The 11,276-nt window shown below is 70.0% G+C and carries 9 protein-coding genes; 6 read left to right on the forward strand and 3 right to left on the reverse strand.

All coding sequences use genetic code 11. From position 1 onward, the window contains the following. Positions 1-275 precede the first annotated feature (275 nt). Complete coding sequence (locus tag IE100_RS05610) at positions 276-1,004, forward strand: BPSS1780 family membrane protein (RefSeq protein ID WP_189373139.1); 729 nt, start codon at positions 276-278, stop codon at positions 1,002-1,004. Between the two features lie 52 nt (positions 1,005-1,056). On the opposite strand, the gene IE100_RS05615 is transcribed toward IE100_RS05610, so the two are convergent. Further along, the gene (locus tag IE100_RS05615) at positions 1,057-1,515 is read right to left on the reverse strand and encodes a GNAT family N-acetyltransferase (RefSeq protein WP_229800245.1); all 459 of its coding nucleotides are present in this window, start codon (positions 1,513-1,515) and stop codon (positions 1,057-1,059) included. Positions 1,516-1,604: 89 nt separating this feature from the next. Here IE100_RS05615 and parC point away from each other — a divergent pair, with 89 nt between their 5' ends. Genes parC through IE100_RS05630 form a run of 3 tightly spaced genes read left to right on the forward strand, consistent with a single transcriptional unit; the run spans position 1,605 to position 6,827 of the window. After that, positions 1,605-3,959 carry a DNA topoisomerase IV subunit A gene (gene parC, locus IE100_RS05620; RefSeq protein ID WP_229800246.1) on the forward strand — a complete coding sequence of 785 codons (2,355 nt, stop codon included), beginning with the start codon at positions 1,605-1,607 and terminating at the stop codon, positions 3,957-3,959. Between the two features lie 5 nt (positions 3,960-3,964). Next, complete coding sequence (locus tag IE100_RS05625; RefSeq protein ID WP_189373141.1) at positions 3,965-5,518, forward strand: sensor histidine kinase; 1,554 nt, start codon at positions 3,965-3,967, stop codon at positions 5,516-5,518. Then, a complete protein-coding gene (locus tag IE100_RS05630; RefSeq protein WP_189373142.1) occupies positions 5,484-6,827 on the forward strand; it encodes a sigma-54-dependent transcriptional regulator in 1,344 nt (447 codons plus the stop codon). The genes IE100_RS05625 and IE100_RS05630 overlap by 35 nt, the downstream gene beginning before the upstream one ends. Before the next feature lie 97 nt (positions 6,828-6,924). On the opposite strand, the gene IE100_RS05635 is transcribed toward IE100_RS05630, so the two are convergent. Together IE100_RS05635 and IE100_RS05640 are read right to left on the reverse strand one after the other, a co-directional pair. Beyond that, positions 6,925-8,961, reverse strand: coding sequence for a methyl-accepting chemotaxis protein (locus IE100_RS05635; protein ID WP_189373143.1), 2,037 nt, complete (start codon positions 8,959-8,961; stop codon positions 6,925-6,927). A gap of 170 nt (positions 8,962-9,131) precedes the next feature. After that, a complete protein-coding gene (locus tag IE100_RS05640) occupies positions 9,132-10,007 on the reverse strand; it encodes a LysR family transcriptional regulator (protein ID WP_189373144.1) in 876 nt (291 codons plus the stop codon). A gap of 103 nt (positions 10,008-10,110) precedes the next feature. Here IE100_RS05640 and IE100_RS05645 point away from each other — a divergent pair, with 103 nt between their 5' ends. Both IE100_RS05645 and IE100_RS05650 read left to right on the forward strand, forming a co-directional pair. Beyond that, on the forward strand, positions 10,111-11,046 hold the full coding sequence (locus tag IE100_RS05645; RefSeq protein WP_189373145.1) for a DMT family transporter: 936 nt from the start codon (positions 10,111-10,113) through the stop codon (positions 11,044-11,046). After that, positions 11,034-11,237 carry a tautomerase family protein gene (locus IE100_RS05650; protein WP_120810359.1) on the forward strand — a complete coding sequence of 68 codons (204 nt, stop codon included), beginning with the start codon at positions 11,034-11,036 and terminating at the stop codon, positions 11,235-11,237. The genes IE100_RS05645 and IE100_RS05650 overlap by 13 nt, the downstream gene beginning before the upstream one ends. Positions 11,238-11,276: the final 39 nt, after the last annotated feature.

Below are 11,276 nucleotides of genomic sequence, written 5' to 3' on the forward strand. Positions count from 1 at the left end.
CGAGAAGAACCTCAATTTGTAGGGAACCGGAACAACAGTGACGCCATCGCTTTTGCCGACGGGGTAACCGTTGCGAAATCATGGAATTATCGCTGAATTCGGTCTTTTCAGGCAAGGTTGGCCGCAGGCTGCGGCGGGGCAAAGGGCAGGATTTTCGGCAGAAAGGCGGTGCCAGCGGGTATAACCATGCCAATGGTGAGTCATTTGCCGGGGCTTATGCCGCCACCGTGCACTGGCGGGCGGCCATCACATCAACAACAGGGGAGTTGTCAGCCGTGGAGTCTCTATCCATTCCGGTGCCGCACAAGGTGCCGTTTCGCCAGGGGGGCGTCTGGATCCAGCAGGCCTTTTTCCTGGTGCGCGAGCAGCCGCTGACCTGGCTGCTGTTTGCCGCGATGTACGGCATGATCCAGCTCACCGTGGCGGCGCTGCCGGTGGTCGGCCAGTTCCTGAGCATGGTGTCGGTGCCGGTGTTCGCCGGCGGCTTCGTGCTGGCCGCGGCCAAGGCGATGCGCGGCGAGCAGCTGCGGCCGCTGGACCTGTTCCTGATGCTGAAGCCGCACTGGCAGCGGCTGGTGATGCTGGGCATCGCCTACTTCGGCCTGCTGGTGCTGTTGCTGATGATGATGGCGGTGCTGCTGTTGCTGCTGTTCGGCGACACGCTGCAGACCGGGCAGGCGTTCGAGCGCTCGCCGGTGCTGATGCTGCTGCTGACGCTGCTGATGGGCGGCAGCCTGTTCGTCGCGTCGCTGAGCTACTGGTTCGCGCCGGCGGAAATCGTGCTGCGCGAGGGCGAGCCGCTGCCGGCGATGCGCTACAGCGCGCGCGCCGGCATGGCGAACTGGGGCGCGATGCTGTACTGCGGCCTGATCCTGGCGGTGCTGTTCGGGCTGGCGCTGCTGCCCTTCGGCCTCGGCCTGCTGCTATGGCTGCCGGTGATGTTCGTCACCGTGTTCATGGCCTGGCACGACGTCTGCGGCGAGGGCATGCCGCGCCACCGCTAGGCGGTCGCGGCCAACCTTGCGCCGGCCGCCGCTCGCACCCGGTCAGGCCGCGTCAGGCGCAGGCGTTGTGGCGGCGCATGTCCAGGTGCAGGATGCCGCCGTCGTCGTAGGGCTCGGACTGCACCACGAAGCCGAGACCCTCGTAGAAGCGCTGCAGCGAGGCCTGCGCCGACAGCATGATGGCGCGCCCCGGATACAGCTGCTCGCAGTGGTGGATCGCCTGCCGCACCAGCTGCCGCCCCAGCCCGCCGCCGCGGCGATCGGGCGCGATCACCACCCGGCCGATGGCCACCGCGTCCGGGTACTTGACGCCCGGCGCCAGCAGCCGGGCGTAGGCCACCAGCCGCTCGCGGCCGTCGCGGCCGCTGAGATGCCAGCAGCGCTGGTCCAGACCGTCCAGATCGCCGTAGATCGACTGCTGCTCCACCACGAACACCTGATCGCGCAGCTGCAGCACCTCGTACAGCTGCTGCACGCCGAAGTCCCCGAAACCGTGGCAGTGCCACTTCACTTGACTTGCCATAGTACAATTTGCCCCATTGCCAGTTTTGTGACCCAAACCATAGCACGATGTGCTGACCGCACGCCGTACGGACCCTTATGAATCACGACGATCTGTTTGCCGGCACGCTGCCCGACGCCAGCGTGCCCCCCGCCCCGCCCGCGCCGCCGGCGGCCGATCTGGTCGACGACGACGGCCATCTGGCGCTCGACCTGTACGCCGAGCGCGCCTATCTCGAATACGCGATGAGCGTGGTCAAGGGCCGCGCGCTGCCGGAGGTGGCCGACGGCCAGAAGCCGGTGCAGCGCCGCATCCTGTACGCGATGCGCGACATGGGCCTGGTGCACGGCGCCAAGCCGGTGAAATCCGCCCGCGTGGTCGGCGAAATCCTCGGTAAGTACCACCCGCACGGCGACAGCTCCGCCTACGAGGCGCTGGTGCGCATGGCGCAGGACTTCACCCTGCGCTATCCGCTGATCGACGGCCAGGGCAACTTCGGCTCGCGCGACGGCGACGGTGCGGCGGCGATGCGTTACACCGAGGCGCGACTGACCCCGATCGCCGAGCTCTTGCTGTCCGAGATCGACATGGGCACCGTGGACTTCGTGCCCAACTACGACGGCGCCTTCGAGGAGCCGGCGCTGCTGCCGGCCCGCCTGCCGATGATGCTGCTCAACGGCGCCTCCGGCATCGCGGTGGGCATGGCCACCGAGATCCCGCCGCACAACCTGAAGGAGGTCGCCTCCGCCGCGCTGGCGCTGCTGGCCGATCCTGACCTCAGCACCGCCGAGCTGATGGCTCACGTGCCGGGACCGGACTTCCCCGGCGGCGGCCAGATCATCACCCCGGCCGAGGACATCCTGGCCGCCTACGAGGTTGGCCGCGGCAGCGTGCGCGTGCGCGCCAAGTGGGAGGTGGAAAAGCTGGCGCGCGGCCAGTGGCGCGTGATCGTGTCCGAGCTGCCGCCCGGCTCCAGCGCGCAGAAGGTGCTGGCCGAGATCGAGGAAGCCACCAACCCGAAGCTGAAATCCGGCAAGAAGGCGCTGACCCAGGAGCAGCAGAACCTGAAGAGCCTGATGCTGTCGCTGCTCGACCGCGTGCGCGACGAGTCCGACAGCGAACAGCCGGTGCGGCTGGTGTTCGAGCCGAAATCCAGCCGCCAGGACCCGGACGAGTTCATCAACATCCTGCTGGCGCAGACCAGCCTGGAAGGCAACGCCTCGATGAACCTGGTGATGATCGGCCTCGACGGCCGTCCGGCGCAGAAGGGGCTGAAAGCCATCCTCGCCGAGTGGCTGAGCTTCCGCCAGCACACCATCACCCGCCGCCTGAACTACCGCCTGGGCCAGGTCGACAAGCGCATCCACATCCTCGAAGGGCGCATGATCGCCTTCATCCACATCGATGAGGTGATCCGCGTGATCCGCGAGTCGGACGAGCCGAAGCCGGACCTGATCAAGGCCTTCGGCCTGTCCGAGGCGCAGGCCGAGGACATCCTCGAGATCCGCCTGCGCCAGCTGGCGCGGCTGGAAGGCTTCAAGCTGGAGAAGGAGCTGGCCGACCTGCGCAAGGAACGCGACAACCTGCGCCACCTGCTGTCCAGCGAGGCGGCCTTGCGCGGGCTGATGGCCGAGGAAATCCGCAGCGATGCGGTGAAGTACGGCGACGCGCGCCGCAGCGAGATCAAGGCCGCCGAGCGCGCGGTATTGACGCAGACCACCGCCGACGAGCCGGTGACGGTGATCCTGTCGCAGAAGGGATGGATCCGCGCCCGCGTCGGCCACAACGTCGACCTGTCGGCGCTGAGCTTCAAGGACGGCGACGGCCTGCACACCGTGGTGGAGACGCGCACCGTGTGGTCGCTGATCGTGCTCGACAGCCGCGGCCGCGCCTACACCATCGACCCCGCCGACGTGCCGACCGGGCGCGGCGACGGCGTGCCGGTGGCGTCCCTGGTCGAGCTGCAGGACGGCGCCAAGCCGGCGCAGCTGTTGTCGGCGCCGGACGCCACCCGCTACGTGGTGGCCGGCAGCGGCGGCTACGGCTTCATCGCCAAGCTTGGCGACATGAGTGGCCGCGTCAAGGCCGGCAAGGCGTTCCTGACGCTGGACGCCGGCGAGACGGTGCTGGCGCCGGTGCGCATTGCGGCCAACCTTGACGGTGTGCGCCTGGTGGCCGCCAGCGACGGCGGCCGCGCGCTGGCCTTCCCGGCCGGCGAGCTGAAGGAGCTGGCCAAGGGCCGCGGCCTGATGCTGATGTCGCTGGCCGCGGGCGAGGCGCTGACCGCCATCGGCCTGGTGGCCGGCGACAAGGCGCTGTTGTCCACGGTCTCGGTGCGCGGCAAGAGCGCGGACGAGAAGCTGGCGCTGGCCGAATTCGACGGCAAGCGCGGCGCCAAGGGCAAGCTGCTGCCGAAGAAGTGGACAGTCGGCGCCATCCGCCAGCCGGACTGAACGCGATGACGCCGCCGCCCGCCTCGCTGCTGTCGACCCGCAAGGCGCTGCGCTTTTTCAACCTGTTCCGCATCGCGCTGGTGGCGGTGCTGCTGCTGATGACGCAGTGGGTGCTGCCGGAGCAGGCGCTGGATCGCGTCGCGCTGGGGCAGTGGGCGCTGGCCTACGGCGCGCTGGTGGTGGCCGGCGCGCTGGTCGGCCGCCTGGCGCTGCCGCTGTCGTGGCTGCTGACGGCGACGCTGGCCGCCGACATCGTGCTGATCAGCACCTTTACCCATCTCTACGGCGGTGTGAGAAGCGGCTTCGGCATGCTGCTGCTGCCCTTCCTGGCGGTGGCCGGCATGCTGGTCAGCGGCCGGCTGGCGCTGTTCTACGCCGCGCTGGCCACCTTCAGCCTGTTCGCCAGCGTCGCGCTGAACGCCTGGCACGACGGGCTGGACAGCAGCCAGCTGCTGCAGGCGGCGCTGCTGGCGATCGCCGGCTTCGTCACCAGCGCCACCATGTGGCTGCTGTCGCGCAAGGCGCGGCAGTCCGAGCTGCTGGCGGCGCTGCGCGGCAGCCAGCTGGCCAGCCTCAACCGCGTCAACGCGCTGGCGCTGCAGGCGCTGCGCGAGGCGGTGCTGGTGCTGGACGCGCAGGGCGTGCTGCGCCAGTTCAACACCCCGGCCAGCCGCCTGTTCGGCGAGCTGCAGCGCGACCAGTCGCCGCCGGCGCTGCAGCCGCTGATCCGGCGCTGGCACCAGCAGGGCCTGCCGCTGCGGGAGCAGGCCGTCGATCTGGATCTGGGCGGCCGGCAGCTGATCGGACGCATGGTGCCGCTGGCGGAGGACGACAGCCTGCTGCTGGTGATGTTCCTGCGGCCGGCGGACCAGCTGGCCGCCGAGGCGCAGCAGCTGAAGCTGGCGGCGCTGGGGCGGCTGACCGCCAATATCGCGCACGAGATCCGCAACCCGCTGGCGGCGATCAGCCACGCCGCCGAGCTGCTGGGCGAAGAGGCGGCGACACCGCTGACGCAGCGGCTGAGCGGCATGGTGCGCGACAACTGCGCGCGCATCGAGCATCTGGTGGCCGAGGTGCTGCAACTGGGCCGCCGCGACCGCGTGCACGGCGAGGTGTTCCCGCTGCGCCCCTTTGTCGACGAGCTGATCGAGAGCTTCCTGCTGGCGCACCCGGAATACCACGGCCGCCTCGGCTGGCAGGTGGAGGCGGGGGCGACGGTGCGCTTCGACCGCAGCCACCTGCAGCGCATCCTCACCAACCTGCTGGCCAATGCCTGCCGTCACGGCAGCGCGCAGCCGGGTGCGGTGCAGCTGGTGGCCACCGCACAGCGGCTGACGGTGCTGGACGACGGCCCCGGCCTCAATGCCACCGCGCAGGGCCGCCTGTTCGAACCCTTCTTCACCACCGAAAGCAGCGGCACCGGCCTCGGCCTGTACATCGCGCGAGAGCTGGCGCAGGCCAACGGCGCGCAGCTGTCCTACCAGCCGCCCGGCGGCTGCTTTCAACTGACCTTTCCGGAAAGCCATGACCCCGACCTCCTCCTGCGTACTGATCGTTGACGACGAGCCGGACCTGCGCGAGCTGCTGCAGCTGACCCTGCTCAAGATGGGGCTGCAGGTGCTGGCGGCGGCCAACGTGGCCGACGCCTGTCGCCTGCTGGCACGCGAGCGCTGCGACCTGGTGCTCACCGACATGCGGCTGCCGGACGGCGAGGGGCTGCAGGTGGTGCAGTACATCCAGCAACAGCAGCTGGACATCCCGGTGGCGGTGATCACCGCCTACGGCAGCACCGAGAACGCGGTGGCGGCGATGAAGGCCGGCGCCTTCGACTACCTGGCCAAGCCGCTGAGCCTGGCCGCGCTGCGCGCGCTGGTGAAGTCGGCGCTGGCGGTACGCGAGCCGGCGCCGGCCGCCGCCGACGGCAGCGAACCGCGCCTCCTGGGCGGCGCGGCGGCGATCCGCGACGTGCGCGCGATGATAGACAAGCTGGCGCGGACGCAGGCGGCGGTGCACATCAGTGGCGAGTCCGGCACCGGCAAGGAGCAGGCGGCGCGGCAGATCCACGAGCAGAGCGCGCGCGCAAGCCAGCCTTTCGTCGCGGTGAACTGCGGCGCGATCCCGGAGACGCTGATGGAGAGCGAGTTCTTCGGCTACCGCAAGGGCGCCTTCACCGGCGCCGACGCCGACCGCGACGGCTTCTTCCAGCTCGCCCACGGCGGCACGCTGTTCCTCGACGAGGTCGCCGACCTGCCGCTGGCGATGCAGGTCAAGCTGCTGCGTGCGATCCAGGAAAAGAAGGTGCGCCGGCTGGGCGCGGCGCAGGAGGAGGCGGTCGACGTGCGCCTGGTCAGCGCCACCCACCGCGACCTGGTGCAGCTGGTGGAACAGGGCCGCTTCCGCCAGGACCTGTACTACCGCCTCAACGTGATCGGGCTGGCGATGCCGCCGCTGCGCGAGCTGCGCGACGACCTGCCGCAGTTCGTCGCCCGCCTGCTGCAGCGTTTCAGCGCCGGCAGCGCGCAGCCGCAGCTGGACGAGACCGCGCTGCAGGCACTGCTGGCCTACCACTACCCCGGCAACTTCCGCGAGCTGGAGAATATCCTGGAGCGGGCGGTGGCGCTGGCCAGCGACGGCTGCATCCGCGCCGGCGACCTGCAGCTGGGCGCCAGCGGCGCGGAGGCGGCCGTCCCCGGCGCGCAGCCGCAGGACGGCGGCGAGACGCTGCAGGACTACCTCGACCGCGTCGAGCGCGCCGCCATCGACAAGGCGCTGCAGGCCAGCGACGGCAACCGCACCCAGGCTGCTCGGCTGCTCGGCGTCAGCTTCCGCTCGCTGCGCTACCGGCTGGAGCGGCTGGGCATGAAGTGAGTGCCGGCCAGGGTTGGCCGCAAGCAAAAAGGCGTTACCGCTGCGGTAACGCCTTTTTGCTGTTGGGTGCCTGCGCGCAGCAGGCATGAACAGGTTCTTACACGCGGAAGCGTGCCACCGACTGCCGCAGCTGCTGCGCCATCGCCGTCATCTCGCAGGCGGCCAGCGAGGCGTCGTGCGCCTTGCGGTGGTTCTGGTCGGCCTGCTGCGCCACCCGCTCCACGTTGTGGGCGATGTCGAGGCTGGCGGTGCTCTGCTCGCGCAGCGCGTCGGAGATGCCGGCCACCGCCAGCTCCACCTGCTTGGCACCGTCGCGGATGCTCTGCAGGCTGGCGCCGGCCTCGCCGGCCGCTTTCACCCCGGCCTCCACCTGCACCACGCCGCTGCTCATGCTGTCCACCGCCTCGCGCGCCTCGTTCTGGATGCGGCCAACGGTGGCGCTGATCTCCAGCGTCGACTGCGTGGTGCGCTCCGCCAGCTTGCGGACCTCGTCGGCGACCACGGCAAAGCCGCGTCCCATCTCGCCGGCGCGCGCCGCCTCGATCGCCGCGTTCAGCGCCAGCAGGTTGGTCTGCTCGGCGATGTCGCGGATCACCGTCACCACGCGGCTGATCTGCTCCGAGCGCTCGCCCAGCTGGGTGACGGTGGCGGCGGTGCTGCCCGAGGCCGCCGCGATCTCGCGCATGGTCTGCACCGTGCGGCTGACGACGGCCTCGCCGCTGCGCGACACCTCGTCCGACTGCACCGCCAGCTCGCGCGCGCTGCCGGCGTGCTGGTTGACCTGCTGGATGCTCTGCGTCATTTCCTCGACGCAGGCGGCCATCGCCGACACCGCCGCGCTCTGTTCGCGCGAGCTGCCGGACACGTCGTCGGACAGCGCCGCCAGGTTGTGCGCGTTGTGCGCCAGGCTGTCCACGCTCTGGTTCACCTCGCTGATCAGCTGGCGCAGCGCCTGGCACATGTGGTCGCTGGCGGCCAGCACCTCGCCGATCTCGTCGCGGCGCCGGCTGTCGATGCTCACGGTCAGGTCGCCGGAGGCGACGCGGCGCGAGGTATCCACCAGCTGCGCCAGCGGGCGGCTGACCCAGTGGCGCATCGAAAAGTACACCAGGACCACCAGCAGCAGCGTCACCAGCAGCGTGCCCAGCAGCATCTTCAGCTGCATCTCGTGCGGCTCGCGCACCAGCTCGTCCTGGTAGGCGCCGGTGGCCACCAGCCAGCCCCAGCGCTCGTAGGTGAGGAAGGTGGCCAGCTTGCGGCGCGGTTCGCTGGCGCCCGGGTCCAGCCACAGGTAGCTGCTTTGCCCGTTCTTCTGCGCCAGCATGGTCTTGATGAAGGGATTGCCGTCGGCGTCGGTCTTGTCCAGCAGGTTCTTGCCGGCCGCATTGGGGTGGATCAGCAGCTCGCCGGGGCGGTTCTTGGCGTCCACCACGTACACGTAGCCGCTGTCGCCGATCTTCAGCGACAGGATCTTCTGCTTCAGCGCCTGCAGCCCGTCGCTGTAGTCGATGCCGGCGAACAGGGCGCCGACCACCGCGCCGCTGCCATCCTTCAGCGGCAGGTAGTGGGTCATGTAGTCGCGGCCGAACAGGTTGGCGGGGCCGGTGTACGGCTGGCCGCCGCGCAGCAGCGGGTAGGCGGGGTGGTCGTGGTCGAGACGGGTGGCGACGGCACGGGTGCCGTCCTCCTTCTTCAGCGACGAGGCGACGCGCACGAAGTCGTTACCCTCGCGCACGAACAGCGTCGCCACGCCGCGGGTGGCGGTGGTGAAGCGGTCGACCAGCGCCTCGTTGCCGTTGAGCAGCAGCTCGCCACCGTACAGCGCCGGGGTGCTGACGCCGCCGACGCTGACCGGGGCGCTGCTGTCGTTGCGCAGTGGTTGCGGCAGGCTGGCCGCCAGCTGCGCCGCGCTGTTGCGGGCATTGCCTTCCAGCACGCTGGCGTAGGCGTCGATGGTGTCCACCACCTGGCGGTTGGTCTGGCTCATGGCGTCGATCGAGCGCTGCTCCATGCGCTCTCCCAGCCAGCTGCTGAGGACGACCCCGGCGATACCGAGGATCACGAAAAGAGCGATGCTCAGCAACAGGCTGAGCTTTTGGGCCAGAGACAATCCGGCGAGTTGCAGACGGGGCATGGCGACATCCGGTGATGAGGGGGTGGTTGTTGTCATGAAACGGTCTTGCGATGACAACAATGCGCCGGATGCTAGCCGTGGTGTGACGATGGCATGTTGATTTTGGTCAATTGCGACTGCTTATCCTTTTGATTGGAAAGATTTTTCACGAACGGCCGCCTGGCCCGGCATCAGGCCGCGCTTTCGCCGCCGCTCGTGGCACGGGCTGCCAGCAGCGCGGCAAAGGCGTCCACCGCGGCGTGGCGCTGCTGGCGGCGGCGGATCAGCACGGTGTCGGCGATGGCGATGTGCTCCGGCAGCGCGTGGCAGGCCACGCTGTCGCCGGCCGGCAGGCAGGCCAGCAGCGCCTGCGGCACCAGCGCCAGCCCCATGCCGCTGGCGGCGCAGCTGATCATCGCGTGGTAGGAGTCCAGCTCCACGATGCGGTCCACCGCGCAGCCGCTATGGCGCAGCCACAGCTCCAGCCGCTGGCGGTAGGCGCAGCCGCTGTCGAAGGCCAGCAGCGTGTGCGGCTGGTCGTCCGGCAGCGGCGGCCGCCCGCGCGCGCCGATCAGCAGCAGCGTCTCGCGGCAGAACGGCTGGCTCTCCAGCCGCGGGTCCTCCACCGGGCCGCACACCAGCGCGCAATCGAGCGTGCCGGCCAGCACCTCGGCGATCAGGCGCGCGGTGGCGCCGGTGCGCAGCTCCAGCTGCACCGCCGGGTAGCGCTGGTGGAAGTCGGCCAGCAGCGGCGGCAGCCGCACCGCGGCGGTGTTTTCCATCGCCCCCAGCCGCAGCTGGCCCTGCGGCGCGTTGCTGACCACCGCGTCGCGCGCCTCCTGTGCCAGCCCCAGCAGGCGGCCGGCGTAGTCCTGCAGGATGCGCGCCGCCGGCGTCGGCTGCAGCCGACGGCCCTCGCGCTGGAACAGGGGCACGCCGAGGTCGTCTTCCAGCTGGCGGATGCGGGTGGTGATGTTGGACTGCACGCGGTTGAGGCGGCGCGCGGCGGCGGTGATGCCGCCTTCCTGCAGCACCGCCTGGAAAATGGCGAGGTCACCGAGGTCCATGATCGTTCTCTTGGGAAGATGATTATGATCATGTTAATTCATTTTTCAGGATGGGCGTGCTGCGGCATAGTGGGTGCCTGATCGTCGTTGCCGAAAGCCTGCCATGTCCCCTGCCGTCCCGCGTCGCGGTTATGTCTACATCCTGGCCTGCGTGCTGCTGTGGAGCAGCTTCATGCTGATCGCCCGCCTCGGCGGCAAGACGCCGCTGACGCCGTACGATGTGCTGGCGCTGCGGCTGGCCACCGCCAGCGCGGTGCTGTGCTGGCTGCCCAGGCCGCCGGCCGCCGCGTGGCGCGACGCGGCCATGTGGGGGCTGGCGCTGATCGGCTGCGTCGCCTTCTGCCTGCTGTGCTACGGTGCGGTACGCTGGGTGCCGGCGGCGCACCTGGCGCTGCTGGTGGCCGGCCTGCAGCCCTTCCTGCTTGCCCTGTTGCTGCTGTTGTGGCGGCAGGGTTGGCCGCAACGCGCGACGTGGCCGGGCTACGCGCTGATGGCGCTGGGGCTGTTGCTGCTGGCGTGGCCGCTGTTCGCCGGCCAGGCGGCACCGGGGCAGTGGCTGGGTGACGGCATGCTGCTCTTGGCCGGCGTGCTGTGGGCGCTGTACGCGCTGCTGGCCAAGCGCCGGCCGTACGACGCGTGGCAGATGACCAGTTTCGTCACCCTGGCCTCGGCGCTGCTGTACCTGCCGGTCTACCTGCTGTGGCTGCCCAAGGGGCTGGCGCAGACGCCGTGGCCGGTGATCGCCGGCCAGGCGCTGTTTCACGGCATCAGCCCGGCCATCGTCGCCATGCTGTGCTACCTGCGCGCGGTGGCGCTGCTGGGGCCGTCGCGGGTGGCGGCGCTGATGGCGCTGATCCCGGTGGTGGCCGGGGTGGCGGCGGTGCCGCTCTTGCACGAGCCGCTGACGCCGGCGCTGGCCGGTGCGTTGTTGAGTGTGTCGCTGGGCGCGTGGTGGGTCGCGCGTCCGGCATCCGTTGAACGTGGCCGCGACCGCGGGTCGCGGCCCACCCTTACCGAGGAAAAACCATGCCGTACGTGAATATCAAGATTACCCGTGAGGGCGCGACGCCCGAGCAGAAGGCGGAACTGATCGCCGGGGTGACCGACCTGCTGCGCGACGTGCTGGGCAAGAACCCGGCCACCACCGTGGTGGTGATCGACGAGGTCGACACCGACAACTGGGGCATCGGCGGCGAGAGCGTTACCGTGCGCCGCGCGCGCGGCAGCTGACCGCCGGCGCCGGCGAAATGACACGGCGGCCAACCTTGG

It is taken from the genome of Vogesella alkaliphila (assembly GCF_014652475.1).
Lineage (GTDB): Bacteria > Pseudomonadota > Gammaproteobacteria > Burkholderiales > Chromobacteriaceae > Vogesella > Vogesella alkaliphila.

Excerpts from the sequence above, each read along its gene's own strand:
- parC (WP_229800246.1), top strand. The coding sequence starts at position 1,605 with ATGAATCACGACGATCTGTTTGCCGGCACGCTGCCCGACGCCAGCGTG.
- IE100_RS05625 (WP_189373141.1), top strand. The coding sequence starts at position 3,965 with ATGACGCCGCCGCCCGCCTCGCTGCTGTCGACCCGCAAGGCGCTGCGC.
- IE100_RS05630 (WP_189373142.1), top strand. The coding sequence starts at position 5,484 with ATGACCCCGACCTCCTCCTGCGTACTGATCGTTGACGACGAGCCGGAC.
- IE100_RS05635 (WP_189373143.1), bottom strand. The coding sequence starts at position 8,961 with ATGCCCCGTCTGCAACTCGCCGGATTGTCTCTGGCCCAAAAGCTCAGC.
- IE100_RS05640 (WP_189373144.1), bottom strand. The coding sequence starts at position 10,007 with ATGGACCTCGGTGACCTCGCCATTTTCCAGGCGGTGCTGCAGGAAGGC.
- IE100_RS05645 (WP_189373145.1), top strand. The coding sequence starts at position 10,111 with ATGTCCCCTGCCGTCCCGCGTCGCGGTTATGTCTACATCCTGGCCTGC.
- IE100_RS05650 (WP_120810359.1), top strand. The coding sequence starts at position 11,034 with ATGCCGTACGTGAATATCAAGATTACCCGTGAGGGCGCGACGCCCGAG.